The sequence below is a fragment of the Iningainema tapete BLCC-T55 genome (assembly GCF_014698965.1).
GTDB classification, from domain to species: Bacteria; Cyanobacteriota; Cyanobacteriia; order Cyanobacteriales; family Nostocaceae; genus Iningainema; species Iningainema tapete.
Map to the genome: position 1 here is coordinate 139,430 of NZ_JACXAE010000086.1, position 26,517 is coordinate 165,946.

The following is a 26,517-nucleotide window of genomic DNA, read 5'->3' on the forward strand; positions in this document are numbered from 1 at the left end:
ATAGCCTCATTGGTGCTATATAACAGGAAATTTAGGAAAAATCCTGGAAATAGTAGGAGAACTAGCATTGCTATCCCCCTACCTTCCATTTGCTAAGTAGACTACAGCTTACTACTTTTCTGGTGCTAGTTTCACATTTGTAGCCAAACCAAGAGTTTGTAGCAATCGAATTGTGATCCAAGTTAAATCGAATTCCCACCATTTCAACCCGTGACGAGCCGAGTACTGATAGGCATGGTGATTATTATGCCAGCCTTCACCAAAGACTAGTAGAGCTACCCACCAGCAGTTAGTTGACTTATCGCCAGATTCGTGACTGCGGTATCCATATTTATGGGTAGCGCTATTTACTAACCAGGTACAGTGCCACACAAAGACGATCCGAACAAAAATCCCCCAAACTACAAACGACCAGCCGCCTAAGAGCAAAAGTAATACACTTAGAGCAAACTGAATGAATATCATGTTTTTGTCTAAAAACTGATAAACTTTGTCATCGGCAATGTCTTTAGTGAAACGTGGAATTTCTAATTCATCTTCTCTATGATAAATCAGCCAACCCATGTGGCTCCACCAGAAACCTTTATTTGAATCATGGGGGTCAAAATTTTGATCAGAATGCAAATGGTGTATACGATGTGTTCCTACCCACTCAATTACCCCTCCCTGGCTAGCTAGAGTTCCGCAAAAGATCAGGAAATACTCTAGCCACTTGGGCGCGGTGAAACTGCGGTGAGTGACAAGGCGGTGAAATCCCAAGGTAATACCTAAGCCGCCTGTAACCCAATAAAGAAACAAAGCCACACCCACAGCTTTCCAGCTAAAATTGCTGGGCAGCAGTGCCATTAACGCTCCGGCATGCAAAATCACGAAAAAAATGGTATTAACCCAATGAATTTGAAGTTTGGTTGAAGTAGCAATTGTCATGCAGTAACCTGAATAGGAATTGTTCAGCCTAATCTGCGTGATCCATAAATCCGCAAATGTATATTTTTGTGAACGAGGAACAAATGAACAGCTTTGAACAGCTGCAAGAAGCAGAACAGGCACTGTTACAGATTTTTTCTGGAATTGACGCTCAGGTCAAGCAAAATCTTCAAAGAGTTTTGAAAGCCTTTCGCAATCAGCGTGTAGGCGCACATCATTTTGCTGGTGTCAGCGGATACGGTCACGATGATCTAGGGCGAGAAACATTGGATAAAGTTTTTGCCTCTGTAATGGGTGCCCAGGCAGCAGTTGTACGGATACAATTCGTTTCTGGAACCCACGCGATCGCATGTGCCTTATTTGGAGTCCTCCGTCCTGGCGATCAAATGTTAGCAGTGGCAGGTGCACCCTACGATACCCTCGAAGAAGTCATCGGTTTGCGATCGTCCGGTCAAGGCTCACTTCTTGAGTTTGGCATCCACTATCGACAATTAGATCTTACCCCAGAAGGAACTGTGGATTGGCAAGCTTTAAGCCACGCGGTGGAAGACAACACTAGGTTAGTATTGATACAACGCTCCTGTGGCTATTCTTGGCGTCCTAGCCTATCAATAACCGATATTGAAAAAATCGTCCACTCGGTAAAACAACAAAACCCCAACACCATTTGCTTTGTCGATAACTGCTACGGCGAATTCATCGAAACCCAAGAACCCACCCACGTAGGTGCTGATTTAATCGCCGGGTCATTAATTAAAAACCCCGGTGGCACTATTGTTACCGCAGGTGGTTACGTAGCAGGTCGGGAAGATTTAGTAGAAGCAGCAGCTTGTCGCCTCACAGCACCTGGTATCGGTAGTTATGGAGGTGCTACATTTGACCAAAACCGCCTACTATTCCAAGGGCTATTTCTCGCACCCCAAATGGTAGGAGAAGCAATGAAAGGCACTCACCTTACTGGTTATGTATTTGACAAACTAGGTTACCCAGTCAACCCAGCACCACTCGCCCCACGTCGGGACGTAATTCAAGCAATTAAACTCGGTTCAGCACAAAAGCTAATTGCCTTTTGTCAAGCCATACAACAAAATTCTCCCATCGGTTCTTACATTAACCCCGAACCTGCCCAAATGCCTGGATATGAGAGCGATGTAGTCATGGCAGGAGGAACATTTATCGAAGGAAGTACCTTAGAATTCTCTGCTGATGGTCCTTTACGTGAACCTTATGTAGTTTACTGCCAAGGCGGAACTCATTGGACACATGTGGCGATCGCTTTAGAAGCTGCCATAGAAGCCGTAGGACCGATTTGAGGTTTATCTTGGAAGTCAGGAAAGAAATAATCTGGTTAACCAAATGAATCTACAAAAAATCAGCATTTCTTATACTGAACTTCCGCAAAATTGGTCTTGGGTACGATTAAATCAATTGTGCGTCCAAGACCGAAAAATTATCCAACCTGGTTCTCACGCCAGCATTAGTTTGCCATACTTAAGTATGGAACATATTGAAAGTCAAACAGGTCGAATTCTGCGAACTTCATCTACTTTGGTAGAAGATGAAGGCAAAAGTACAACATTTGCTTTTAACAACAGTCACATTCTTTATGGCAAATTGCGTCCTTATTTAAATAAAGTTGCCCTACCAGATTTTTGTGGTCGTTGCACCACAGAACTTATTCCTCTTCTGCCTAATCCAAATGTTTCCAGACGTTATTTAGCTTGGTTACTTAGACGACCTGAAACTGTAGAATTTGCTATGAAGGAAACAACTGGTTCTCGAATGCCACGCGCTAATATTGACAAGTTACTACTTTTGCAGGTTCCTGTCCCAAATTTAATCGAGCAACAAGAAAAGTTAGCAGATGCGATGGATGAGCAAATGAACAGTATTGAACATGCCAAAAAGGCTTGTCTTGAACAATTGACATTAATCGACAAACTATTAGTACGTTTGCGAACGGATTTTCCTTTAATGATTGAATAAGCTAAATGAGTAGGCTTCATGAGTATCAAATAAAAGAGACTAAAAATAGTAAGATTTTTAAAACTCCTCAGTCACTTAACGGAGCGATTAAGAGTATATGTGACATTATGCGGCGCTCAAACTGTGCTGGTGCAATGCAGTATATTCCAGAATTAACTTGGTTGTTTTTTCTGCGTATTCTCGATGAACAGGAGGCTATTGAAGCAAAAGCAGCAATCATAGGAAGTCAATTTATACCTTCATTAATATCACCATACCGTTGGCATCAATGGGCAGCACCCAATGGATGGAAACGAATAGAGTTACAAATGAGCCGGGGTGGAGAATTTCTCAGCTTTGTTAATAAAGAACTGATTCCATATCTCAAATCTTTAAAAGATCAGCCTTTATCTTCACATCGTCAAAAAGTAATTGCTGAAATTATTTCTGGCGTAGAGAAAGTACGTCTTGATACTGAAAATAACTTATTGGAAGTAATAGATAAAATCCACAAAATTAGTCATGAAAATGTAGACTTTACTCATATATTTCCCATATCCCAAGTATATGAAGGATTGTTGCTGAAAATGGGAGAAAAGTCGAACGACGGTGGACAGTTTTTTACTCCGCGTGAGATTGTCCGCGTCATGGTAAATGTTGTTGCACCGCGTCTGGGTGAGACAGTTTACGATCCTTGTTGTGGAACTGGGGGTTTTTTAGCACAATCTTATGAATATATTCGTGAATCTTTGGGAAAAAATGTTTCTGTTCAGCAACTTGAAGTACTCAAGCATCATACCTTTTATGGTAGAGAAAAAGAAAATCTTATTTACCCAATCGCTTTAGCAAATTTGCTACTACATGGAATTAATGAACCTCACATATGGCATGGTAACACCCTGGCAAAACAAGTATTTTATGACGAGCTATATAAAAATGCTCCAAACTGCTTTGATGTTATTCTTACTAATCCTCCTTTTGGTGGCAAGGAAGGAAAAGAAGTTCAAAACAATTTTGCTTTTAAAACAAGCTCAACTCAAGTGTTATTCTTGCAACATATAATTAATAGCCTTAAACCTGGTGGACGTTGCGGTATTGTGCTTGATGAAGGTGTTTTATTTCGGACAAATGAATTATCATTTGTTCAGACAAAGCGTAAGCTACTTACAGAATGTAACTTATGGTGTGTGGTGAGTTTACCCGTGGGCGTTTTCGTAAACGTAGGTACAAGCTTGAAAACTAACTTGTTGTTTTTTACTAAAGGTAAACCAACAGAGAATATTTGGTATTACGATTTGTCAGACATTAAAATTAGCAAGAAAAGTCCTTTAACATTAGATAAATTTGAAGAGTTTTTTAATTTGCTAGCTAAGCAAAGTAAAAGTGAGTTGAGTGATAGCACTAATACTTGTTCACGTAGTTGGACTGTATCTCGTCAAGTAATAGAGTCCAACGGCTATAATCTCATGGCAGTAAACCCAAATATTTTTGTGAAAGAAGATAGTCAGACAAAAGAAGAGTTATTACACTTGATAGAAGCTAAAGGTTCTGAAGTAATGGAAGCTCTAGCATTTGTGAGAAATCGTTATTCTGACGACTAATTTCTTTCAATCGCGTCTCTTGTAGTTTTATAAGCTTCGATAAAAGTTCGGAATGACTCTTGTGATATCTTTTTATCTATTAAGTCTTTTGCTACTTTTTGGAGAACTCTATCTAATTGTTGTAAAAGTAAATCTTTGTTGTGCTTAGACGTTTGCAGTAATGTAACTACTTCATTAATATAATCAGCGGAAAGAACTTTTTGCTCCTGCTCTATTTTTTGCTGTTCAAGTTGCCTTTCTCTCTCTATCGCCTCTCGCGTAGTTTTGTAAGCTTCGTTGAAGGTTCGGAATGATTCTTGAGAAATTCTCTCTTTAACTAAAGCACTAGCCGCATCTGTGAAAACTATATCAAGTGCAAGTTGTCTAGAATCAAGGTTTTGTCGCTGTCCTGTCATTAAGTTAATCGCTGCATTAATATAGGTATCAGCATTTTCTTTTCTACTATTTGCTACCCATAATCTAAATTGCCGAATCCAGGAAACTATCAGCAGGATAACTGTGAGTATTAGAGCTAAAAAGTCAGCATTTTGTTGGATAAAAGAGGGTTTGTCTTGATCGTAGTAGGCGATCGCTCCTGGGTGAATTGGTGGAATTCCACTAGCGCTAGTATTACTACTTGGTTGACTAATGCTGGCAACTAAAGGTTTAACTTCCGGATGCTGATTAGAGATAGCTTTAGCTATTTCTTGACGATTTTCAAAAATAATGCTAGTGATTTCTTGAATCACACCTTTATCTACCTTGTCACTTGCTACCAACAACCTTGACACTGCTACTGTTGACAAGTCTCTTTCGGGTACTGGTTGAGCGCCCCTATAAGTTCCTTCGGGAATGATGGCACGTTCAAAGGCAGGATGCTTGACTTTCATCGCTTCTGCCTGTGCGATCGCCACTAATCTTCCATCTTTTTCTTGTACAAGTGTAGAAATACCTCTATTTCCTAAAGCGCGGACGCGGAACAAAGCATCAGCAATTCCTAATTGAAAATCTTGTTCTGCTTGGCTGTCATTATAACTACCATTATTAGCTCCTGTAACTGTAAGGTCTAGAGTCTTTTTATCTTCTCTTACTAAACCATAATGTTCTGCTACTTTTTGGAAAGATTTATACTGCCCTCCCTGAGTAGGTAAAGCAATATTCTTACCTTTAAGTTGAACAAATTGTTTAATATTAGCGTCTCTTACCACTAACTGAAACAAATCTTTGTACAATACAGCAACTGTTTGTGGTGCAGCTTTTATGGGTTGTTGTGAATTATATTTTCTAGGAGATATTACATCCATTTCTTCAGCTAAAACATCTGCTTGAGCAGTTGCTAGAGCCACCTCACCCTGTTCTAACTTTTGGATGTTTTCTGCTGTGCCACCAGTTGGTTCAACTTTAATCTTAATATTCGATTTTTGTTCAACAACTTTTTTAATAGCTTCACTAATGATATAACTTTCCCCTTCTTTGTCTCCTGCTGCCAAAATCAGTTCAGGTCCTGTGACACGTATAACAATATTTGAGATAATTAGTAAAGCTAAACTAATACTTGTGAATCCTAAACTGATAAAAATAAACTTAGATAGCGGGTCAAGAGTGCGAAAAAAAGCTAGGAATTTGGTTGTAGAAATTTTTAATGCTGCCATATCCGCAAATGATGTATTGCTGTTGTAGGCTTTAGCTCATTTATAACTACAAACTGAGGTGACATATTCCAGAATTCCTAGCTAAGTAAACTTCTAAGCCCTATCCCAAGGTCCCCAAATGGCAAAAGTGATTCCAGGAGTTTGGATATTGACAAACAATGTTTCACCATCTGGAGAGAAACAAGCACCAGCAAACTCATTATCATTAAGAGCGTTACGAGCAAACTGGTAAAGTTCTCCTTGAGGAGTCACCCCAACCAGGAAATTATCGCCATCACCATCTTCACAAAGGATAAGGTCGCCAAAGGGAGCTACAACTATGTTATCTGGCATATCTAGTATGCTCTTATCATTTGGCTCCACAAATAGTTGAATTGTGCCACCGTCTGCTGCGTTTCTACCAGGAGTGTAACGCCAAACTTGACCACCACTGTTAGCTCCACCACTTGTACAGCAGAAGTAAAACTCTCCGTTGCCGTACCATATTCCTTCACCACGAGCAAACTGTGCTGCCCCCTTAGCAAAACCTTCTCTACGTACAGTGTCTTGAGCAGGATCGTAATCTTCAATGCGAACCCACTCGACTTGTTTTGCATCTGGAGGGAAGTTAGTCTTGGTGTTGGCTTGAGGTATACCTTTAATCACTAGAGCCTCAAGAACACCACCTTCCTCTAATACGCCTCGTCTTTTGGGGATGAAACGATAGAATAGGCTGTCTCCTGCATCTTCTGTTTGATAGACAATTCCTGTTCTAGGATCTACAGCAATAGCTTCGTGGTTAAAACGACCCATTTCTACCAGAGGTACAGGATCTACAGTACCCTTTTTGGGTCTACGTAGCGCTGGAACTTCAAAATTATAACCGTGGCGCTTGGAAACTCTATTTGGGTTAGGGACTAAAATACCAGAATTTGCTGGTTGTTCGATTAGTTCTGGATTTGTTTGTGGAGTAAAGGTGTTTTCTTCACAACTAATCCAAGAACCCCAAGGAGTTGCACCACCAGCGCAGTTGCGGACAGTTCCTGCTAATGAAGCATAATCTCTGACGAGTTCGCGATTTGAGTTGACGACTAATGTTGTTGTACCACCCTTACAAAACTCGTCATATCTATTGCCGATAACTTCTGTAGATGAGTTTGGGCTGAGTTCGTGGTTACGGACTAGAATAGTGGTGCGATTTGGTCCAGCAAAAGTAGCCATTCCATCGTGAGCGCCCGGTACCCGGTTGCCATCACTCATCAAATCGCCTGTGTTGGAAAAAGTTTTGTATCGGAACCCAGCTGGTAAATCTAGTAAGCCATTAGGATCTGGTATCAGTGGACCATAACCCTCAGTTGTTAGTTGTGTTCCTTGCGCTCTGGCATGAAGACCTTTTAAGCCATTTGCTACAACAAGAGTTGCCGCAGTTGAACCTGCAAGAGTAAAAAATTTTCTTCTTGATACCACAGTGTTCTCTCTTCTCTTTAATTCAGATCTAAATAGGAGTAGATACGGCAAATATTGGGCTAAACCAACATATTTATTTGCCAATTTTTAATGCATAATTTTTTTGTTAATGCATCTACCCAAGTAGTTAGAATATATTGCTAAAGTTAAGCTTAGTTAAACTCACGATTAATTGTGATTATATAAATAAATGTAAATATATATTTCTGCTTGTGTGCGCTCAAAAATAAAAACTATTTTCAATTAACGTTTTAGCATCCTAAGATCCCCGACTTCGTAAGAGTTGTCGGGGATCTCAATAGCTATTCTGGCAATTTATATTGCCCAACGATACGCTTGGCAAACTCAGGAACGTGCGCCACTAATTTCTCTGGATGATTGCGTTTTACATACAAGTAATTGCGCGTGAAGTGGGAATCAATTGAGAAACGAGCGTATTCTAAACCTTTAGGACCAATTTTTTCAATCACCACACCCATTAATTTTGCTGCCCACATGGGAAGGGTGACTCCTTTATCATAAGCGGGGATGCTTTGTTGAACTGCTGAAGTGCGATCGCCTTTGGACATCACTGGCTGAGTTTCTAGTTGATCTTTCACCAATTCCAACATTGAGTTACCTGTTTCATTTCTTACCACAATCCACTGCCAACCAAAAGGTGCGCCCATGTAACCGACTACTAAATCCGCTAAGGAATTTACATAGTCAAAGCAACTCATACAAGAAGAGGCAAACACATCTTTTAATTGGTTTGTTTTTAATCCAAAAAAAGGTACAGTTTCTGTTGAGCCATCTTCATGTTTGAAGTGAACGCGAAAGTCTTGCATGAATTCGTAATGTACAACTGTATCAGGCGAAGAGCTAGTGGTTTCGAGAAATTTTTGCAATCCGGCACGATTAACATTATCTACACAAGGCGTACCCAATACATATAACTTTTCTAAACCTAGTTGTTTTTCTACAGCTCGTAATGCCTGAATTTGACAACCAACACCAATTACCAGTAACCGCTTCATCCCCGATTTTTCCACTTGTTCCAACACAGAAAGGTTAGGTGATAGTGTAGGTTTATTTACCTTAGCAGCTAGTATTTCCTCGGTCGTACGAGCGATAATTGGCATCGGTTGAAAACGGTCTTCTTTAGTGTTTTGTACACAGACAACACCTTCAACCATTCCCCTGTTGAGCATTTCAATCGCAATACTACTAACAATACCCGTCCACTGCGCCCCAGGAATTGGCTCTACTTTCCGCGCCGCCATCATGTCTTGATGAACACCAAAGTAAAGTTCATTATTGTTGTCAAGATTGCGCGATCGCGTGTGCGCTTGTTCCTCAAGATTATCTATCTGCTGATTAAGAAAAGCACAAGCATCCTTGACATAATGAACATAATATGTATCACATAGCCCACACTCGCTACAAAGTTCCTTAGCGGGGCGAGGGCTACCGGGTTTAAGAGCTTTAGCTTTTTTGTGAGGAGAAACCGAGGTCATATTAAGGAGAGTTTGTTAACTAAGAAAATAAGATATCCAAAGCTTCACTTTACACAAAATTTAAGAGTAGAAAGCAAGAATTCATTGATTGTTACGATGCTGTAACCAGTTTACGTAGGATACTTTGTATGTAATCTCAAGTCTGGATTACTTTTATACACGAGGAAGTTCTATGCAAAGTATATTTCAAAATGCCAAAAGACTAATTTCAATGTGCCTAGTTACACTGCTGCTGGTTACTAGCGCAATAACGATTTTACCCGCCCCAGCTAGGGCAGATAATGATTTCGTGATTGTTAAGTGTGAGTCAGACTGTGGAAACATGGCGGCATTTGCTGCGGGCGTAGCTTCGGGCAGTGCAGTAACGCTTGTTGCTACCGGAGGTGGTGGCACTGTAGCTACAGTTGCTGGAGTGAGTGAAATCGCGGCAATTGGAGAAGCAGCTATGACAGTGGTTGCTCCTTTAGCAGCAGTAGCAGCACCAGCAGTGGCAGCAGCCGCACCGGTAGTACTTCCGTCGCCGCAACAGCAGCAGTGGGATATTTTGGATACAGCGCGTGGCAAGCTCTTCAGCAAAGTCAGGCAAAGTCAGAATAATGTAATTATAAAAGTTATGGTAGGTTGGGTTTACCGTGGGGAAACCCAACAAAAAATGGATAAATGGTTGGGTTTCGGTGCCTCAACCCAACCTACTACTACAACTAGTAAGTGTTTCATTCGTCGCAGAATGAGTGAGTAGTCTAGTACAAAGGATTTAAGTTGAGGTAATTAACCATGACTCAAGCTTTACCTAAAAATAAATTAGTAACCTTTGATGAATTCATTGCTTGGTATCCGGATTCGGAACGGCGTTATGAACTACATGATGGAGTAATTGTTGAAATGCCTTTACCAAAAGGAGGACATGAAAAAGTTATTGGCTTTTTAGTCAAAAAGCTAAATGTAGAAGTTGACAGGTTAAATCTACCTTATTTCGTACCAAAAACTGTCATAGTCAAACCATCAGAGAATCAATCAGGTTACTCACCAGATGTGTTGCTATTAAATGATTCTAATCTTGTCAATGAACCAATTTGGGAGCGGGAATCAGTAATTACTCAGGCAGCATCAATAGTATTAGCGATTGAAGTAGTTAGTACCAATTGGCGTGATGATTATCTCAAAAAATATGCAGACTATGAAACGATGGGAATCCCTGAATATTGGATGGTGGATTACCTAGCTTTGGGTGGTAGAGAGTTTATTGGCAACCCCAAACAACCTACTATTTTGGTTTGTTCTTTAGAGGAAGGTGAATATCGGGTAAGTAAGTTTCGCGGTGACGATCGCATCCAGTCGCCAACATTTCCTGAACTTACCTTAACCGCTCAACAGATTTTTGATGCAGCATAATTTAGTATAATTACTTCGCGTCCTTTGCGTCTTAGCGGTTCATTTCTCTTAAATATCCACTGTTAACAACTCTACAAAAGTAGGAGTGGGAGCATTAATTCGTTATTATAAAATTACACATCTTTACAAAATACCAATCTTAAGATGATCCGACAATTCAACGTAATTATTGAGCGAGATTCAGAAGGTTACTTTGTCGCTTCTGTCCCTAGTCTTCCCGGATGTCATACGCAAGCTAAGTCTCTTGATGAACTGATAGAGCGCATTCAAGAAGCAATTGCGCTTTGTATAGAAGTTGAGGAAGGTAACGCTGAAGCACTCGAATTTATCGGTGTCCAGAGAGTTGCAGTTGAAGTATGACCAAACTGCCAAGTTTAACCGGAAGAGAAGTAATAGCTGCTTTAAGCAAAGCTGGTTTTGAAGTGGCAAGAGTACGCGGCAGTCACCATTTTCTCATACATAGTGATGGTCGGCGGACTGTTGTACCCGTACACTCAGGTGAAACAATAGGTCCTGGTTTAATATCACAGATACTCCGTGATTGCCAGATTAGCCGCGATGAGTTCAGGACATTATTATGATACATTCAACCTTGCGGGAATAGCCCAAGGCTTTACTTTATACAAAATTTAATAGGAGTAATAAAAACAATCGAACAACTAAAAAACCATATAAAAGAGCTGGGCAAACAAGCAGCCGAATACAGCCACCAAGCTGCAGAAATTGCTTCCTCTGATCGCGAGCAAAGTATAAACTTAATGCGGCAAGCCCGTGATGCTAGTCATCGCTGCCAAGTTCTCATCAGCGAACTACAACGCCAATCACAACAAAATTAATAGTAAAACTGGCTCCCCAACCCACCTATTCACAGATTATGAACTTCACTATAGAAATTGAACAAGAAGACGATGGTCGCTTTTTGGCTGAAGTGATTGATTTTCTAAGTGTACTGGCTTACGGACAAACACGGGAAGAAGCGGTTGCCAGAGTCCAAGTATTAGCTTTGCGGGTACTTGCGGATAAACTTGAACATGGGGAAGTAGCACCATTAGTAAGTGTTTCATTTGCTGCAGCATGACTCAGTTGACTTACTTCGCGTCCTTTGCGTCTTAGCGGTTCATTTCTCTTAAATTTCCACGCCATAACAGCAAGGGCAGTTCGTTAATAAGATAACTCAAGGCTGCACTTTAAATAAACTTTAAAAGGATTGACAAAAATTCCGTGGATTCGTACTGAGCAGTAACAGTTCATTGCGTTTAAAGTATACATAATCTTCTTTAATGTAAACTACCCGAAACCAGAACAAGTGACACAAAAGTTTACAACAGGTGCAGCATTTATTGCCACAGGAAGCGTAGCAGGCGCTGGTGTTTCCGCAACGGTAGGCGGAATGGGATTAGCCGGAGGATTTGGAGCAGTCGGAATTGGCACGGCTCCTGTAGTCGGTGTGGGTGCTGTTGCTGGTGCTGCTGTGTTTGGTGCTTTTAAGGCAATAGGAGAAGGAGATGCTGTAGCTTTCGGTGCAATAGGAATTGGGGCAGTAGGCGGTGCTAGTGTTTCTAGCGTCGTTGGCGGTATGGGATTAGTCGTACCAAAAATAGGACTGGCTGTTGGTATTGGTACAGCACCGATGGCCGCCTTTGGTGCAGTGGTTGGATTAGCCTCCTATGGTATTGCCAAACTGCTAGATGAATCTGGAACTAGAGAAACTCCAGCACAGATTTTTGATCGGATGGAAGAAAAAGTCTTGCAGATGGAAGCTTATTCTTCAGCAATCATTGAATTAGAGTTACTTTTATCAGGCGAAGATCTCAACCAAAAATTTGCGGCTTTGGAAATAGAAGATGAGTTACAGGCACTCAAGGCTCAATTACATAAAGAATCTGTTACCCCTCCCGCTCCAAATATCGAAGCAGAAGTAGTATCCCTCACAAAAGAGCCAACTGAAAGTTGGAAATGTGTACATACTCTCAAAGGACATTTGGCAGGAGTTAATGCGATCGCCATCAATCCTCAAGGTAATACCCTTGTTAGCGGCAGTGATGACAGAACTGTTAATCTATGGGACTTAAAAACAGGAAAATCGCTTTACACCTTTGCCTGCGAAGAAGCTGTTTTGTCAGTTGCCATCAGCCCAGACAGTCAAGTGATTGCTAGTGGGAGTGTAGACCGTAAAATCACTAGTTGGAAACTAGATACAAAAGCGTTTTTAAATACCTTATTATACTTAAATTATCCTTACAGCCATAATGGCTTTGTTTACTGTGTTGTCTTCAGTCCTGATGGTAAAATTGTTGCCAGTGGAAGTGCCGACAAGACGATTAAACTTTGGGGACGCTACACACGATTCGTAAAACGTACTTTGAATGGACATTCAGACGCCGTTTTATCTGTTGCTTTTAGTCCTGATAGCAAAACCCTAATAAGTGGAAGTGGCGATCAAACTATCAGACATTGGGATTTAAAAACTGGGAATCAACTTCGTATTCTTACCGGACATTCCGGAGCAGTTAATACAGTTGCCATCACGCCTGATGGACAAACTCTCATTAGTGGAAGTACAGATACCACCATCAAACTATGGAATCTTCAAACTGGCGAATTACTCCACACTGTAACTGAACATTCAGCAGCGGTTTTATCCCTTGCTATTAGCCCTGATGGAAAAACCCTCGCCAGTAGCAGCACAGACGGCATCATCATGTGGAATTTACACCAGAGAAAACTACTACAAACCCTCCAGGAAGTAGTCCCGTTGCCTTTAGTCCTCATGGCAAAACCCTAGTAAGTGGAGGTAAAGGCGGTACAATCAAAATTTGGCATAAAATACAAGGCATCAATAAATCAACACTCGAACCCATACTATCTGGAGAATGGTGGGAAGTTTTAGGCGTAGAGAAGGACGATTATCCCAATAATATCAAGCTTGCTTACCGTAGATTAGCAAGGCACTACCACCCCGATTTCAACAATCCTGAAAACCCAACCGCTCACGATGTGCAAAAAATAGCTGCTGCATTTGGTGAACATAAGGTAGCAACAAAGAACTCTGCTCCGGATTAAGACGAATCTCTATCTCCCAAGCCAATACCTGACACCATTTTTCCGTCATTTCCCATTTAATATCCACACCTTCCACCACCATCACACATAAAGGAAGCAGTTCCACCTCAATTGGAGTCAAACTCTCCTCCAAAAAACATAACAGTATATAAGCTTGAAACATCACCAAATCACGCAGGCAAGAGTGTGTTATGCTCAAATCGTTTAACCCTCCCCGACGACTGCGATGATGAGGGAACAATTCAACAAGTCGCTGGTAAGCAGCCTGAGCAATCTCTCCTACAGCAGATAACATTTGCTCTACAAGAATAAATACTGGCGAATCTAGCTCGTATTTTGCCGCAGCAGCACAAACTCGCTGCCAAGGCATAGCTACTTGCTCTTCGACAAACTGTAAATAAGGAGCAAGCAGTACTTTTTCTGCAGGTGCAAGTTTTCTCAAAATTAAGCTGTTGCTAAAATTTAACTGGGTTGTCATAAAGCCAAGAGCACGCCAGTCCTTAGAAACTATGTGCTGCTCTTGAAATATCATTAAGATTGGTTCTAGCCCGTATGCTAGCTCCTCTACTGCGGGTATGCCCAAAACTGATTGTTGCTGATAAATTTCCAGTAGCTTTCGATACACTCGTAACGAGAATTGAGTTATTCGCCTTGCCTCATTTAGATCTAGAATATTAGGAATATACCCGTACAGAGTTTTTGTTTGTATCCATGCCATTTGGCAGTTAACATCTAGTATGTTATCCTTCAATTTGGCTACTGTTGCGGCTCGACCTTCTGGTGATGCCGCAGCAAGCATTGAACTATATTTCGCGGAATCATTCTGGGATACTGAGGATAATTCAGTTAAGTAACGCTGCGCCCAAAGGTTGAGTAAGCGTTGCACTGATGGTGTTTTAACCTCTACAGAGGTCTTAAGCATAATTTTCCTTTGTTATTTTTTATGAATTTAATTAATTGACGCACCTAGATTGTGATATGTGGTGTGCTACGAAAAAATTGTTTACTTTTATCCTACCGCTATATATAATTAACTTGCTTAGCTTAATGGCAATTGCTAATTTTTGTTAAGTGAATATTTTTTTTAAACTATTTTAAAATATGATAGCAATTTTTACACTTCAGGATAAATACCCACCCATGAAGGCTAAAATCTGTTGACCCTGACACAATCGAACATCTTGAAAGTGTGTTCTCCTTTCTTAGGTGGCTCTACATCATAAAGGTTTACGGTATTTATTACAATATTACTTAAGATAGTTCTATGGTTTAATTTACACAAACTTTAAAAATATTCCGGAATATTTTACTGATTCTTACGTACCAAGAGTTGTTAAATCCAGTTACTATATAAATAAAGATTTGCTGTATCATAAGTAACAAAATGCTAAAGAAATAAATAATTTCTCAATTGCAGGCGTAACAGCAATAGTGTGCTTGGCACATAATTTGATTGTGTCCTATGTTTTTCTCATTGGAGTGCTTACACTTACACACCTCACTTTTCCATTTATCCTAGTTGTAGTTTTGTACACAGAAGACTACAAGTAAATTATTTATATTTGTAGTGACGGCTAGCACCGCTGTGCGGAAGTCAAAAGTCAAAATACTTACCATATATCAACTTTTGCGCCATTTTGAATGGCAGCTTCGTTTCCGCCATGATGTGCTAGTCGATCTGTAAATTTACAAATCTACATCTTTCGCCCAGGAAGCAGTAAATATACTAGTATTAGCTAGTTGTTTGGATCAATTGCTAAGCATTAAAGGTGGATTTAGCATGAGCAAAACTACTAAATTGACCTACAGCATTGATACATACTTTAATGCTAATTCTGCAGGATTTATTGCTGTTTAAAAAATAACTTGACCTACACTTCTCTCATTTGTGGCAAAGCAGGGTGGACAGCTTTTTTATGAGTATCTACACGGTAAGATCGTTATTTTATTGTTTCTGAAACATCACAATTTCAGAAATTTGGAGTACAATACACCGCGTTCACAGGAGTAGTAATAAATGAAATTTAAAAATAATATTGCATTTTATGAAAATAGGTTATAAATTCTTATTATATAGGGGAATAATTTAATCAGGTAGTTCCAAATTCAAGTAAATATACTTAAAGAGATTTAAATTTCATGGAAACCTTAAACAGTACCTGAAAAACGTTTTTGTTTGCTCAAGCAAAAATGGAGATTTTGAAATGAAATAAAAAATCATGGGTAAAAGTTTTTGGTAACGGAAATCAAGAATCTTGTTAATGCTTGAGGTGAAACAGCATATGTAACTCACGCTCGAAAAGTTAAGTAAAAGTAAAGAACTGTCAATAAAGCTGCTCATTGATGAGCAGCTAATTCAGTTATTGCTATGCTTGGTTTTCTTGAATTGTATTTGCTATTTCAAAAATTAGTCTTGTTATGATCGAAATAGCATTTATAAATAACTATCCAATTAATTAAAGTGCATCTACAATCATCTACCACAAAAACACAATCAAACTGGAGTAATTCGGGCAATGCAAATAGAGGACTTAGTAACAATTAAAGGTATCGAGACACAGGCGTGGGAAGCACTAGAGAAAACTATTATCTACTATAAAGGGCGTCCTGTAGGGACAGTAGCAGCTTATGATGTATCAGTAGAAGCATTGAATTATGACCAGTGCTTTGTTCGAGATTTTGTGTCCTCAGCCTTAATTTTTCTGATCAAGGGTAGAACAGATATTGTCCGTAACTTCTTGGAAGTAACTTTAAAGTTACAGCCAAAAGAGCGGCAATTGGATGCTTATAAGCCTGGTATAGGCTTAATGCCAGCTAGCTTCAAAGTAATATCGTCTCAGGGTGAAGAGTATTTAGAAGCAGATTTTGGTGAACATGCGATCGCCCGAGTTACACCAGTTGATTCTTGTTTATGGTGGCTCATCTTATTGCGTGCTTATACAGTATCCTCAAAAGACTTCTGTCTAGCCTATAGACCGGAATTCCAACAGGGTATCAGATTGATTATGGAACTGTGCTTGGCAACTCGCTTTGACATGTATCCAACGCTGTTAGTTCCAGATGGTGCTTGTATGATCGACCGTCGGATGGGTATAGCTGGACATCCGCTAGAAATACAAGTTCTCTTCTACGCAGCATTACGAGCTGCTCGTGAACTGCTAATTTGTCAAGAAAATGAAGATATTATCGCTGCAATTGATAACCGCTTGCCTCTTTTATGCGCTCATATTCGCCAACATTATTGGATAGATATTAACCGCTTAAATGCAATTTATCGCTTCAAAAGTGAAGAGTATGGAAAGAAAGCTGTCAATCTCTTCAACATATACGCAGACTCTCTTCCTTACTACGAATTAGATAAATGGCTACCAAAAAAAGGTGGTTATTTAGTCGGTAACGTTGGTCCATCTCAACTAGATAGTCGCTTCTTCTCACTAGGAAATATGATGGCAATTATTTCCGATCTCGCAACAGAAGAACAATCACAAGCTATCATGAATCTCATTGAAGAAAGATGGGATGACTTAGTAGGAGATATGCCGATGAAAATCTGTTTCCCGGCAGTAGAAAACGAAGAGTACAGAATTATCACTGGATGCGACCCCAAAAATATTCCTTGGTCATACCATAATGGTGGTAACTGGCCCGTCTTAATGTGGATGTTGGCAGCGGCGGCAGTGAAAACTCACAGAACAAATATTGCCAGGAAAGCTTTAGAAATAGCACAAGTACGTTTATGTGAAGATGAATGGCCTGAGTATTACGATGGTAAGAAGGGACGATTAATTGGCAGACAAGCTAGGAAATATCAAACTTGGACAATCACTGGTTTCTTATTAGCCAAAGAACTAATGGAAAACCCCCATCACCTACCATTAGTTTGTTTTGACGAATTACCTCCCGAACTAATTTCTCGAGCCTGTGAGTTTGAACTCAACAGTGTTGACTCCTTATTCTTTGGCTAAAAATTGTAACCGCAGATGCACGCGGATAAACGCTGATATAACAGAAAATTATCTGTGTCCATCTGCAGTTTAAAATCTCAAGTGACTTCTCCCAACCCTCGTCAACTAGCTTTTATTGCCTTACGAGAAATTCACAAAGGGGCATATACTGATATTGCCCTAGATCGTGTACTACAAAAAGTCGATTTACTGGATAGCGATCGCCGTCTAGCGACAGAGTTGGTGTATGGTTGTACGAGAAGGCAACGTACTCTTGATGCCTTTATAGACCAACTTGGTAAAAAGAAATCATACCAACAACCCAAGGATCTACGTACAATCCTGCATATTGGCTTGTATCAACTGCGCTATCAAGAACGAATACCTCCCAGCGCCGCTGTTGATACTACAGTTGAATTAGCCAGAAAAAATGGCTTTTCTGGACTGACGGGATTTGTTAATGGTTTATTGCGGCAATATACCAGAATTGCTACACAGCCTTTAAATTTGCCAGAAAACCCAGTGGAACGCTTGGGTATTCAAGAAAGTTTTCCTGACTGGATTATTCAAGTGTGGGCAGAACAACTGGGTTTTACTGAGACAGAGCAATTGTGTCAATGGATGAACAAAACTCCATCCATTGACTTGCGGGTAAATAGGTTACGTAGTTCTATTGAGGAAGTTGAGGCGGCATTGCAATCTGTGTCTGTAATAACTCAACGGCTTCCCCACATCCCCCAAGCTTTACGGTTGATTAGTAGTGCAGGTGCTATTCAAAATTTACCTGGTTTTCGTGAGGGTTGGTGGACTGTACAAGATAGTAGCGCCCAGTTGGTAAGTTATTTGCTTGATTCTCAACCTGGTGAGGTGGTGATTGACGCTTGTGCTGCACCAGGGGGGAAAACAACTCACACCGCAGAATTAATGGGAGATTGTGGTACGATTTGGGCGTGCGATCGCACAAACTCTCGTCTAGCTAAACTTCAAGAAAATGCTCAACGCTTGAAGTTACAATCTATTCAAATTCACACTGGAGATAGCCGCAACTTACCCCAGTTTAAAAACTTAGCTGATCGCGTACTGCTTGATGTGCCATGTTCTGGATTAGGAACTCTACACCGCCATGCTGATGCTCGTTGGCGACAAACACCACAAACTGTCCAAGAACTTTGTGTACTGCAGCAACAATTGATATCACATACATCATCTTTTGTCAAGAGCGAAGGTGTACTTGTTTATGCTACTTGTACGCTGCATCCATTAGAGAATGAAGGTGTAGTAGAATCATTTTTAACTGAGCATCCCAACTGGGAAATTGAACCGCCCAATCCTCATTCACCCCCTGCTGCATATTCCACCCCAGAAGGTTGGATCAAAGTGTTACCTCATCGCCATGACATGGATGGTTTTTTCATGGTGCGTTTAAGAAAAAAAAGGAAGAAAAATCATGAATACTAATTCCAGTGTGAAAAATTTAATCAAAATTTTAATTGGTGCGGCTTGGATTGATGGTAGAATACAGCCAGAAGAGCGGCAATATCTTCATCAAATAGCTCAAGAAAAAGGATTAGCTGAAGATCCAGAAATTCGCCCACTGCTAAATGAACTGGTTTCAGTACAGCCGAGTCAGTGTTATGAGTGGGTAAAACAGTATTTAGGCGACTTTCCGAGTGCTGCGGAATGCCAAAACTTAATTGAAGCGCTCAGTGGCTTAATATATAGTGATGGAGACGTGGCGATTGAGGAAGCAAAACTGCTGACTAAATTACAACAAATATCTAGTGATCATGAGTCAACCCAAGCAGGTTACAATAGCGTTCTTAAACAGATTCAAAAGCTTTATCGTCGTTGGGTTGAAGTGCAAAATTAATCATCAGCTAATAGCTAAAGGCTAATAGTACAATTAACAATTAGCAATTAGCTATTTTCTACTTATGACTTTGGTTCTCCAATACCAGGAGTCTCATCTTTCTCAACCTTAGGTACAACAGCAGGACGCTGTTTGTCTTCCCAACCAACAGGACGCTTAGAATTGTACCAAGCAATAGAGCCAATAACAGCAGCTGCAATAAAACCTGCTATATATACTAAAGTAGCAGACCAAGGAAAATGGGGTTCTTTTACTGCTTGTCCAGCAACTTGCATTAATAAAGACATGAGTATATCCTCCTATTTTAAACCGATCCTAAATAAGAACGTATAAAAAGAACGTATTTCTCGCATCCCCCGTAGGTCTGAAGGAAGGGAAGAAGATTAGAGAAACCCGGTTTCTTAAAGAAACCGGGTTTCTGATGGCTAGAATTTGCAGAAAATAACCTCTAATTCTCCCCTACTCCCCTGCTCCTGAGGAGGGTGTAGATGGGCGGAGTCTTTCCCGCCAAGACTGAGTTGAAGAATTTGAATTGGAGCCACTTGAGGAGGGCGAAATCCGCCGCCGATACCTAACAGTTTCGGAGTCAGAATTTGATTCTTGCCTGTATCTTCGACGTGAACGATATGAACTTGAAGATTCACGGATACTAGAATTTGATTCTTCTGTTTGCCGACGCCGATAGCGTCTTCTGGGTGTAGAATCTTCTTGTTGTTGTTGGGAGTAGCGCCTTCTTCTGGGTGTAGAATCCTCTTCTTGTTGTTGGGAGTAGCGCCTTCTTCTGCTGTATCTTGGTGTTTCCTCTTGCTGTTGTTCTTGATAGTTGTAGCGTCTGCTTCTACGTCTTCTGGTTGTACTTACACTATCATCATCAGAATTATCTTGACGGTATCTTCGCCTGTAAGATCTTCTGCTGGTGCTTTCCTCATCTGAAGTGTCATCTTGTGAGTAAGAAGAAATAGCGCGATTAACAATTCGTCTAGTTTTGACTCGTTGTGCTTTAATGATACCTTTTCTACCTTCCAACTTAGGTAGTGTAGCGAACTTCTCGGCGGGCATTCCCTTGATAGCTTCTTCCATAAATTCATGCCAGGTTTGAGCAGCACTGCCACTACTGCCCCAGGTTGGATTATTGTTGTCGTTGCCCAACCAAACACCTGTCACCAACTGGGGAATATAGCCCACAAACCATAAATCGCGAGCTTCATCTGATGTGCCAGTTTTTCCTGCTACAGGACGTCCTAATTGTGCCGCACGACCTGTACCTGATGTTACTACATTACGTAGCATCCATGTCATAATTGCCGCACTTTCAGCATCTATAGCACGTTTTGGCTTGAAGTTAGCCGACCAGATTACTTTTCCTTGACGGTTGATAATTCGGCGGATCCCGTGAGGTTCTGCGTGTAAACCGTTAGTGGCAAAGCTACCATAAGCACTAGTTAATTCTAGCAGATTCACTTCATTGGAGCCAAGCGCGAGGGAATAATTACGATTGAGTTGAGATTTAATGCCCATATCGTGGGCAATTTTGATCGTTGGCTCAAATCCTATATCTATTAATACTTTCACAGCAACCACGTTGATGGAACGGGTGAGGGCATCCCTCATGTTCATCCAGCCATAAAATTTTTCACTAAAGTTTTTTGGTTCATAGCCATCGACTATAAATGGTGCATCTAAGTAGCTATCATAAGGACTTTTACCAGCTGCTATGGCAGTAGCATATACAAAGCCTTTAAACGTTGAGCCTGGTTGACGTTGTGCTTGGGTAACGCGATTAAACTGATTCTTGCCAAAATCCTTACCCCCAACCATTGCTTGAACTTCACCATTACGAGGATCTATGGCGACAATTGCTGCTTGTTTAAAGTTTTCCCAACGTCCTTCATTACGTAAAACTTTGGCGACAGCGTCTTCTGCTGCTTTTTGCCACTTTGGATTCAAACTAGTTTCCACTATTAAACCACCATCGGCGATCACCTCTGAGGAAACATACTTTGGTAGTTCTTTTTGAACGTATGTGGTAAAATACGGGGCTTCTACTTGTAATCGTTTGGGCAAACTACTTTTGAGGGTGATTGGTTCAGAAGTGGCGGCAATTTTCTCGGCGGCGGTAATAAATCCGTCTTCTAGCATCCGCTGCAAGACTAAATTACGCCGTTGTTTAGCTGCAAGTTTATTCACCTCTGGCGAGTAGCGACTGGGTGCTGGGGCTAATCCAGCAATTGTTGCCATTTCACCCAAAGTTAACTTATTCACGGGTTTGCTAAAGTATACCCAAGCCGCATCTGCCACACCATAAGCCCCAGATCCCAAATACACTAGATTGAGGTAGCGTTCTAAAATCTGCTCTTTCGTCAATTCACGCTCCATTTTTTGTGCGAGACGAACTTCTTTCAGCTTGCGCCAAAATGTGCGCTCTTGCTTGAGGAAGAGAATTCTCGCTAGTTGTTGCGTGATGGTGCTACCACCTTCAACTACGTCTTGCGATCGCAAGTTGGAAAGTACTGCTCTGACAATCCCATAGGCATCCACCCCTTGGTGTTTGTCAAACCTTCTGTCTTCTGAGGCAATAAAAGCTTGTTGAAGTTGCTTTGGAATTGTTTTGAGCTGGAGTTGTTCTCTAGTTGCGTCTCCGCGCTGCTGTAGGATACTACCATCAGCGGCTTTAATTGTTAACGTTTGCTCTCTACTAACAACATTCAACTCAGTTTTATTTGGTAAACCGCGATCTATTGACCAAATTGTGTAACTTGTGGCAATTATCCCACCACTTACACCCAAAGTTGCCCAAATCCAATAGCGGCGGTAAATCGGTTTGTTGCTACCGGGAAGTTTTTTGAGTATCTCTGAGGATACACTTCCTACCTGGTGCAGCAATTGCTTTACTTTTTCCACCTTAGTTGGTGGCTTACTTTCTTTGCTTGACTCAGAAAACTCATCCTCATGATTACCCGGTGGTAATCCCGATGTCTCCTTAGAAGAGTCACTTAACTGAGTTGATCGATCCTTGAACCAGGAGGTAAACTTCACCACGTTAGTTCCTCGCTCCAAGAAGATATTGTCATCATTACACGCTTGATGATTCCAACAGCGCACCACATTTGTGTTAGTATATCACTCCCTCTTAGGGTACTATATTCACTAACAAAGAAAATTTTCACTTTTTGCCTAATAACTTTTGTTAATATTTTTACTATTCGTTTGCAAACAAATACTGTTGAAAGTTGGGACAACAAGCACTTATGGTAAATCAAAATATTGCTTGTGCGATCGCTCTTGGTGGTAACATAGGTGAAACTTGGGCAATTTTAGAAGCAGCTATAGAAACATTAGCGCAAACACCAGGCATTTTTCTAGAGAAAAAATCCAATTGGTACAAAACCAAAGCTGTAGGACCACCACAACCAGATTACATCAACGGGGCAGCACTCCTACAAGTAGAGATGATACCGCAATTGTTGTTAGAAACTTTATTACAAATAGAAAATAAATTTGGACGCCAGCGACGAGAGCGTTGGGAGGCAAGAACCCTTGACTTGGACTTGTTACTATACAATGACGTAATATTAGATACACCAAAGCTCCAATTACCGCATCCCCGAATGCGGGAAAGAGCTTTCGTATTAGTACCTCTAGCAGAAATCGCTCCTGATTGGATAGAACCAGTCTCTGGATACAAGATTAAAGAACTAGTTCAAGAGGTAGACTGTTCTGATGTGCATTTATTGGAGTATCAATAATACTATCAATAAACGCAAAACATGACATTGTTGTCCGTTTCCACATTAAAGTTCATAAATTATGCCATTAGGTAGAGAATTACCGCAGTTGCTTAGACAACGCTTATTCTTCAAAGGACGCAAGTTTAATTTTGAAGTCAATCGCTTGCGTTTACCGAACAACTCAGAGGGAGATTGGGAATGTATTCGTCACCCAGGTGGCGCTCTAGCTGTACCTGTAACATCTGATGGTAAACTGATTCTCGTGCGTCAATATCGTTTTGCAGCGCAGGGAAGATTGTTAGAATTTCCCGCAGGGACTATAGAACTAAATGAAGCTCCTCTCAAAACAATTCAGCGCGAAATAGAAGAAGAGACAGGTTACCGCGCTCATAAGTGGGAGAAATTAGGAGAATTTTTCTTAGCGCCTGGTTACTCTGATGAAATTATTTATGCTTTTCTTGCCCAAGATTTAGAAAAGCTAGAGCAACCACCAGCACAAGAGGAAGATGAAGATATGGAAACTGTGTTATTTACTCCTGAAGAATTCGAGCAGGCAATTAAAAACGGTGAGCCAATAGATGCTAAATCGATTTGTAGCTTTTTCTTAGCTCGTCCATTTTTATGATAGATACCCGACTTCTTAAAGAAGTCGGGTATCTAAGGGGGTCTAAAGCCAACAACGTCGAATAGCCTCAAACTCATCTAAAATAGAGAAAATACCTTTAACATAATCTTGTGTAGTCCATTTAGTTGCTCTGACTAACCCACGTTGGATGAGATTTTGACGCAAGGTTTTATCATCCCACAGAGATTTGATGGCTAACGCTATTTGTTCTGTATTTTTGGGATCGACTAACAAAGCTGCATCACCTAGCTGCTCTTGTGCGCCTGATACATTAGATGCAACTACAGGGCATCCAATCGCAAAAGCTTCTAAAGGTGGTAGATTATCAGGACCAAAAAATGATAAAAATACCAGTGCAAATGCATTACGGTATAGGGGAATTAAGTCTTCTTGAGGTACAAAGCCTAAAAAATATACTTGTTCTGTTAAATCAAGTTCTGCCACTCTTTGTTTAATATAGATTTGGTTTCCTTTATCAGAGCCAGAAAACACCACTGGAAAAACTAAGTTATATTTGTCGCGCAACCATTTACTAGCTAGTAGCAATCCGATATGATTTTTATGTGACCAAAACTGAGCCGGATAAAATAGATAATTTTCTGGTAGACTATATTTTTCCAATACTCTTTTCTCGTCACATTGCGCAGAGTTGAATGCAAACTGGGGTGTGGGCAGAGGCAGAACTTTAATTCGTGCAGATGGTACTTGGTAGAAGCGCTCAATTTCCTCTTTACCTGTTTGAGTACCTGTAATAATAAATGATGCTCTTTTCAACATCATTGTGTATGATTGTTCACGATTTTCCCATTCTCCTGCTGTGCTGACTTCTGGGAAATATGGTTGTAATCGATGTTGTAAATCCCAAACTACCGTAATATACGGTAATTCCATTGTCAGGCAGTATGGTGATAGAGATAAGGTAATATCAGTATTATTTTGGATTAAATAATCGAGGACAAACTTTGCAGCTACGTCCATTTTAAATTTATTACTGTGGCGTTTGCGGGAAATAGCAGATGCTGTGCGCCGAATTTTTGAGATTAAACGCTCCTGAAAAGTACGCTGTTTAAAACAACGAGCAAGAGAGATAATTTGCACATGTGAATATGATAAGTCTTCAGGTATATCTTGACTAAAAGTATATAATACAAATTTATGGTGACTCTGCGGTGCGAACTTTAATAAAGTTGCCAGTACTTGACTTTCAAATGTGTAACCACCACCAAGCTCCGGGATTTGAGTTCCAGCAAATATACCAACTCTCATCTCAAACCTCCAGGAGACTGGCGCTGTAACAGCTTCTGTTCAGCGAAAGCGTGGAATGGAGAGAAATTGAGAGGCATCCCTACCCCCCTTGCCCCCCGCTTGCGGGGGGTTGGGGAGTGCGCAAGCACAAACAATGAAGGGGATAGCCGAACAATTTCTAATATCTTAGACTGCATACGAGTAACCGTCCTTCGCGTGAATACGTTTACAATACTTATACGAAATACCTTGAACTAATCCGTTTTTGGTTGAGATGTTGAAACTACCAGATGAACGGATTGCAACTTTTCCAATATATTCGCCTACTTTCTTACCAGTTTTAACCACAGCTTTGACAATATCACCTGTTTGAAACCCAAAGTGTTTTTTCTCTCGTGGTACATAACGATTTGGAAATCCGTATTTATCAGTTCTACACATTTGTCTAGTTCCATGTCCCACTGCTACAACTATTAATGGTTTAACGTTTTTGATTATTAACTTTTCTGGTGTTGATGTACCTACTACTGCGGCATCAATCCAATGTGTTTTGTCTAGTTCTCGTTGTGATCTATTGAACTTTGTTAAACCACCACTACCAGTTTCTACCGGTATGAGAGTCGATTTTAAGACTTCGAGTAATTTGAATCTAGTAGCGTTAACAGCGGCAGTATCTGCTAATGGTTTCTTACATTGTTGTTCAATTTTTTTCAAACGTGTTGGCTCTTTTTTGAGAAAGTCTTTGATATCTTGTGTTCCTTTTTTGATATTACATTTTTCACAACTCAACGTTAAGTTTGAAATTCTATTAGAACCACCTTTAGCCCGTGAGTGAATGTGTTCAATTTGTAAAGGTACGTCCTTTTTATCACAATATGCACACTTTCTATCAAATTTCTCTAATAGATATTCGCGTGTTTCATATCCGGCAAGTGTACCCTGCTGATATTCTTTACCTTGAACATCAGGGTTTTGCATTAACTGCGTGTCAAACCTAACTAATTCTTGAGAAATATTAGAGATTGGTGCAAAGTTATGTAATCTGTTAACCCATGTTTCGATATTACAAACTCGGCTTATTAAACTTGGAGGTAGCCAACCTTCAGGACGTTTTCTATTATCAAAACGTGGTTGGCGATAACGTGTTGTACGATTCCTTCTACTTCTTCGCAACTGTCTACGAGATGTTAATGCATCTCTGATTTGAAAACCTCTGTGTTGAAGTTCAATTGCAAGTACAACTTCACCAGTAGAATCGTTTACTACAGCTATTCCAGTTGTTTTCGCACCAGGATCTATTTTGATTCTTAAAGGATGTACAGATACATCTGGACGTAATTCTTTCAAAATAATTGTAAATGGAAATTTGCGATAAATAGCCGCTTTACTGTCTCTTAAAAGTTGTCTTGCTTGTGCAGGATGAACGGGATTTTGTGGTTTTTTGTCAGGGTCGATTACTAATACTTTAGACATGATTTTAAAAACTCCTTTCGGGTAATGTTTGCCTTGACATTGTTACAGGTCAGTACTTTCTATTACGTCACTAGCTTAACCCGTTAAGCTTGTTTAAACGTTTCGTTGTAG

General features: G+C 40.4%; 24 protein-coding genes. 15 read left to right on the forward strand and 9 right to left on the reverse strand.

What is annotated here, in order from left to right; translation table 11 throughout:
- Nucleotides 1–111: 111 nt before the first annotated feature.
- Entirely contained in the window at nucleotides 112–927 is an 816-nt protein-coding gene (locus ICL16_RS28610) for an acyl-CoA desaturase (RefSeq protein ID WP_190834946.1), read from the reverse strand.
- Between the two features lie 83 nt (nucleotides 928–1,010).
- On the opposite strand from ICL16_RS28610, the gene ICL16_RS28615 reads away from it, so the two are divergent.
- From ICL16_RS28615 to ICL16_RS28625, 3 genes are read left to right on the forward strand one after another with little or no spacing between them, the layout of a single operon-like run.
- Nucleotides 1,011–2,240 (forward strand): methionine gamma-lyase family protein, encoded by a 1,230-nt coding sequence (locus tag ICL16_RS28615; protein WP_190834949.1) that lies wholly within the window; start codon nucleotides 1,011–1,013, stop codon nucleotides 2,238–2,240.
- 43 nt (nucleotides 2,241–2,283) lie between these two features.
- Complete coding sequence (locus ICL16_RS28620) at nucleotides 2,284–2,913, forward strand: restriction endonuclease subunit S (protein ID WP_190834951.1); 630 nt, start codon at nucleotides 2,284–2,286, stop codon at nucleotides 2,911–2,913.
- 5 nt (nucleotides 2,914–2,918) lie between these two features.
- Nucleotides 2,919–4,493, forward strand: a complete 1,575-nt coding sequence (locus ICL16_RS28625) for a class I SAM-dependent DNA methyltransferase (protein WP_190834953.1) — start codon at nucleotides 2,919–2,921, stop codon at nucleotides 4,491–4,493.
- Here the strand turns inward: ICL16_RS28625 and ICL16_RS28630 are convergent.
- The 3 genes from ICL16_RS28630 to ICL16_RS28640 form a co-directional block, all read right to left on the reverse strand.
- The gene (locus ICL16_RS28630) at nucleotides 4,490–6,124 is read right to left on the reverse strand and encodes a TAXI family TRAP transporter solute-binding subunit (RefSeq protein ID WP_190834955.1); all 1,635 of its coding nucleotides are present in this window, start codon (nucleotides 6,122–6,124) and stop codon (nucleotides 4,490–4,492) included. The two genes, ICL16_RS28625 and ICL16_RS28630, sit on opposite strands and share 4 nt — an antisense overlap.
- A gap of 93 nt (nucleotides 6,125–6,217) precedes the next feature.
- On the reverse strand, nucleotides 6,218–7,570 hold the full coding sequence (locus ICL16_RS28635) for an alkaline phosphatase PhoX (protein WP_190834957.1): 1,353 nt from the start codon (nucleotides 7,568–7,570) through the stop codon (nucleotides 6,218–6,220).
- A 302-nt stretch (nucleotides 7,571–7,872) separates the two neighbouring features.
- Entirely contained in the window at nucleotides 7,873–9,066 is a 1,194-nt protein-coding gene (locus tag ICL16_RS28640; protein WP_190834960.1) for a Coenzyme F420 hydrogenase/dehydrogenase, beta subunit C-terminal domain, read from the reverse strand.
- Between the two features lie 172 nt (nucleotides 9,067–9,238).
- On the opposite strand from ICL16_RS28640, the gene ICL16_RS28645 reads away from it, so the two are divergent.
- From ICL16_RS28645 to ICL16_RS47430, 7 genes are all read left to right on the forward strand, one after another.
- On the forward strand, nucleotides 9,239–9,805 hold the full coding sequence (locus ICL16_RS28645) for a hypothetical protein (RefSeq protein WP_190834962.1): 567 nt from the start codon (nucleotides 9,239–9,241) through the stop codon (nucleotides 9,803–9,805).
- A 35-nt stretch (nucleotides 9,806–9,840) separates the two neighbouring features.
- Nucleotides 9,841–10,458 (forward strand): Uma2 family endonuclease, encoded by a 618-nt coding sequence (locus ICL16_RS28650; protein ID WP_190834965.1) that lies wholly within the window; start codon nucleotides 9,841–9,843, stop codon nucleotides 10,456–10,458.
- A gap of 144 nt (nucleotides 10,459–10,602) precedes the next feature.
- Nucleotides 10,603–10,818 (forward strand): type II toxin-antitoxin system HicB family antitoxin, encoded by a 216-nt coding sequence (locus ICL16_RS28655; protein ID WP_190834968.1) that lies wholly within the window; start codon nucleotides 10,603–10,605, stop codon nucleotides 10,816–10,818.
- Complete coding sequence (locus tag ICL16_RS28660; protein WP_190834970.1) at nucleotides 10,815–11,039, forward strand: type II toxin-antitoxin system HicA family toxin; 225 nt, start codon at nucleotides 10,815–10,817, stop codon at nucleotides 11,037–11,039. The genes ICL16_RS28655 and ICL16_RS28660 overlap by 4 nt, the downstream gene beginning before the upstream one ends.
- 293 nt (nucleotides 11,040–11,332) lie before the next feature.
- Nucleotides 11,333–11,536 carry a type II toxin-antitoxin system HicB family antitoxin gene (locus tag ICL16_RS28665; protein WP_190834973.1) on the forward strand — a complete coding sequence of 68 codons (204 nt, stop codon included), beginning with the start codon at nucleotides 11,333–11,335 and terminating at the stop codon, nucleotides 11,534–11,536.
- A 228-nt stretch (nucleotides 11,537–11,764) separates the two neighbouring features.
- On the forward strand, nucleotides 11,765–13,243 hold the full coding sequence (locus tag ICL16_RS46140) for a beta-propeller domain-containing protein (RefSeq protein WP_337907139.1): 1,479 nt from the start codon (nucleotides 11,765–11,767) through the stop codon (nucleotides 13,241–13,243).
- The gene (locus ICL16_RS47430) at nucleotides 13,162–13,521 is read left to right on the forward strand and encodes a DnaJ domain-containing protein (protein ID WP_337907140.1); all 360 of its coding nucleotides are present in this window, start codon (nucleotides 13,162–13,164) and stop codon (nucleotides 13,519–13,521) included. The genes ICL16_RS46140 and ICL16_RS47430 overlap by 82 nt, the downstream gene beginning before the upstream one ends.
- On the opposite strand, the gene ICL16_RS28675 is transcribed toward ICL16_RS47430, so the two are convergent.
- Nucleotides 13,424–14,443 carry a hypothetical protein gene (locus ICL16_RS28675; protein ID WP_190834975.1) on the reverse strand — a complete coding sequence of 340 codons (1,020 nt, stop codon included), beginning with the start codon at nucleotides 14,441–14,443 and terminating at the stop codon, nucleotides 13,424–13,426. The two genes, ICL16_RS47430 and ICL16_RS28675, sit on opposite strands and share 98 nt — an antisense overlap.
- Nucleotides 14,444–16,037: 1,594 nt before the next feature.
- Between ICL16_RS28675 and ICL16_RS28680 the strand changes: the two genes are divergently transcribed.
- From ICL16_RS28680 to ICL16_RS28690, 3 genes are read left to right on the forward strand one after another with little or no spacing between them, the layout of a single operon-like run.
- Nucleotides 16,038–17,486, forward strand: coding sequence for a glycoside hydrolase 100 family protein (locus ICL16_RS28680; RefSeq protein ID WP_190834977.1), 1,449 nt, complete (start codon nucleotides 16,038–16,040; stop codon nucleotides 17,484–17,486).
- A gap of 54 nt (nucleotides 17,487–17,540) precedes the next feature.
- Nucleotides 17,541–18,923, forward strand: a complete 1,383-nt coding sequence (locus ICL16_RS28685; protein ID WP_337907141.1) for a 16S rRNA (cytosine(967)-C(5))-methyltransferase — start codon at nucleotides 17,541–17,543, stop codon at nucleotides 18,921–18,923.
- The gene (locus ICL16_RS28690; RefSeq protein WP_190834980.1) at nucleotides 18,913–19,335 is read left to right on the forward strand and encodes a tellurite resistance TerB family protein; all 423 of its coding nucleotides are present in this window, start codon (nucleotides 18,913–18,915) and stop codon (nucleotides 19,333–19,335) included. The genes ICL16_RS28685 and ICL16_RS28690 overlap by 11 nt, the downstream gene beginning before the upstream one ends.
- 62 nt (nucleotides 19,336–19,397) lie before the next feature.
- Here the strand turns inward: ICL16_RS28690 and psb35 are convergent, their stop codons facing one another.
- Both psb35 and ICL16_RS28700 read right to left on the reverse strand, forming a co-directional pair.
- Nucleotides 19,398–19,622, reverse strand: coding sequence for a photosystem II assembly protein Psb35 (psb35, locus tag ICL16_RS28695; protein WP_190834982.1), 225 nt, complete (start codon nucleotides 19,620–19,622; stop codon nucleotides 19,398–19,400).
- 172 nt (nucleotides 19,623–19,794) lie between these two features.
- Nucleotides 19,795–22,374, reverse strand: a complete 2,580-nt coding sequence (locus ICL16_RS28700; protein WP_190835172.1) for a PBP1A family penicillin-binding protein — start codon at nucleotides 22,372–22,374, stop codon at nucleotides 19,795–19,797.
- Nucleotides 22,375–22,583: 209 nt separating this feature from the next.
- Between ICL16_RS28700 and folK the strand changes: the two genes are divergently transcribed.
- Together folK and ICL16_RS28710 are read left to right on the forward strand one after the other, a co-directional pair.
- Complete coding sequence (gene folK, locus ICL16_RS28705) at nucleotides 22,584–23,081, forward strand: 2-amino-4-hydroxy-6-hydroxymethyldihydropteridine diphosphokinase (RefSeq protein WP_190834984.1); 498 nt, start codon at nucleotides 22,584–22,586, stop codon at nucleotides 23,079–23,081.
- A gap of 61 nt (nucleotides 23,082–23,142) precedes the next feature.
- Complete coding sequence (locus tag ICL16_RS28710) at nucleotides 23,143–23,688, forward strand: NUDIX hydrolase (protein ID WP_190834986.1); 546 nt, start codon at nucleotides 23,143–23,145, stop codon at nucleotides 23,686–23,688.
- A 42-nt stretch (nucleotides 23,689–23,730) separates the two neighbouring features.
- Here the strand turns inward: ICL16_RS28710 and ICL16_RS28715 are convergent, their stop codons facing one another.
- The gene (locus tag ICL16_RS28715; RefSeq protein ID WP_190834989.1) at nucleotides 23,731–24,954 is read right to left on the reverse strand and encodes a glycosyltransferase family 4 protein; all 1,224 of its coding nucleotides are present in this window, start codon (nucleotides 24,952–24,954) and stop codon (nucleotides 23,731–23,733) included.
- 165 nt (nucleotides 24,955–25,119) lie between these two features.
- Nucleotides 25,120–26,406, reverse strand: coding sequence for an RNA-guided endonuclease IscB (gene iscB, locus ICL16_RS28720; RefSeq protein WP_190834991.1), 1,287 nt, complete (start codon nucleotides 26,404–26,406; stop codon nucleotides 25,120–25,122).
- Nucleotides 26,407–26,517 lie beyond the last annotated feature (111 nt).

Bases quoted from the DNA above. Each gene is read 5' to 3' on its own strand.
- ICL16_RS28610 (WP_190834946.1), bottom strand. From the start codon at position 927: ATGACAATTGCTACTTCAACCAAACTTCAAATTCATTGGGTTAATACC.
- ICL16_RS28615 (WP_190834949.1), top strand. From the start codon at position 1,011: ATGAACAGCTTTGAACAGCTGCAAGAAGCAGAACAGGCACTGTTACAG.
- ICL16_RS28620 (WP_190834951.1), top strand. From the start codon at position 2,284: ATGAATCTACAAAAAATCAGCATTTCTTATACTGAACTTCCGCAAAAT.
- ICL16_RS28625 (WP_190834953.1), top strand. From the start codon at position 2,919: ATGAGTAGGCTTCATGAGTATCAAATAAAAGAGACTAAAAATAGTAAG.
- ICL16_RS28630 (WP_190834955.1), bottom strand. From the start codon at position 6,124: ATGGCAGCATTAAAAATTTCTACAACCAAATTCCTAGCTTTTTTTCGC.
- ICL16_RS28640 (WP_190834960.1), bottom strand. From the start codon at position 9,066: ATGACCTCGGTTTCTCCTCACAAAAAAGCTAAAGCTCTTAAACCCGGT.
- ICL16_RS28645 (WP_190834962.1), top strand. From the start codon at position 9,239: ATGCAAAGTATATTTCAAAATGCCAAAAGACTAATTTCAATGTGCCTA.
- ICL16_RS28650 (WP_190834965.1), top strand. From the start codon at position 9,841: ATGACTCAAGCTTTACCTAAAAATAAATTAGTAACCTTTGATGAATTC.
- ICL16_RS28655 (WP_190834968.1), top strand. From the start codon at position 10,603: ATGATCCGACAATTCAACGTAATTATTGAGCGAGATTCAGAAGGTTAC.
- ICL16_RS28660 (WP_190834970.1), top strand. From the start codon at position 10,815: ATGACCAAACTGCCAAGTTTAACCGGAAGAGAAGTAATAGCTGCTTTA.
- ICL16_RS28665 (WP_190834973.1), top strand. From the start codon at position 11,333: ATGAACTTCACTATAGAAATTGAACAAGAAGACGATGGTCGCTTTTTG.
- ICL16_RS28675 (WP_190834975.1), bottom strand. From the start codon at position 14,443: ATGCTTAAGACCTCTGTAGAGGTTAAAACACCATCAGTGCAACGCTTA.
- ICL16_RS28680 (WP_190834977.1), top strand. From the start codon at position 16,038: ATGCAAATAGAGGACTTAGTAACAATTAAAGGTATCGAGACACAGGCG.
- ICL16_RS28690 (WP_190834980.1), top strand. From the start codon at position 18,913: ATGAATACTAATTCCAGTGTGAAAAATTTAATCAAAATTTTAATTGGT.
- psb35 (WP_190834982.1), bottom strand. From the start codon at position 19,622: ATGTCTTTATTAATGCAAGTTGCTGGACAAGCAGTAAAAGAACCCCAT.
- folK (WP_190834984.1), top strand. From the start codon at position 22,584: ATGGTAAATCAAAATATTGCTTGTGCGATCGCTCTTGGTGGTAACATA.
- ICL16_RS28710 (WP_190834986.1), top strand. From the start codon at position 23,143: ATGCCATTAGGTAGAGAATTACCGCAGTTGCTTAGACAACGCTTATTC.
- ICL16_RS28715 (WP_190834989.1), bottom strand. From the start codon at position 24,954: ATGAGAGTTGGTATATTTGCTGGAACTCAAATCCCGGAGCTTGGTGGT.
- iscB (WP_190834991.1), bottom strand. From the start codon at position 26,406: ATGTCTAAAGTATTAGTAATCGACCCTGACAAAAAACCACAAAATCCC.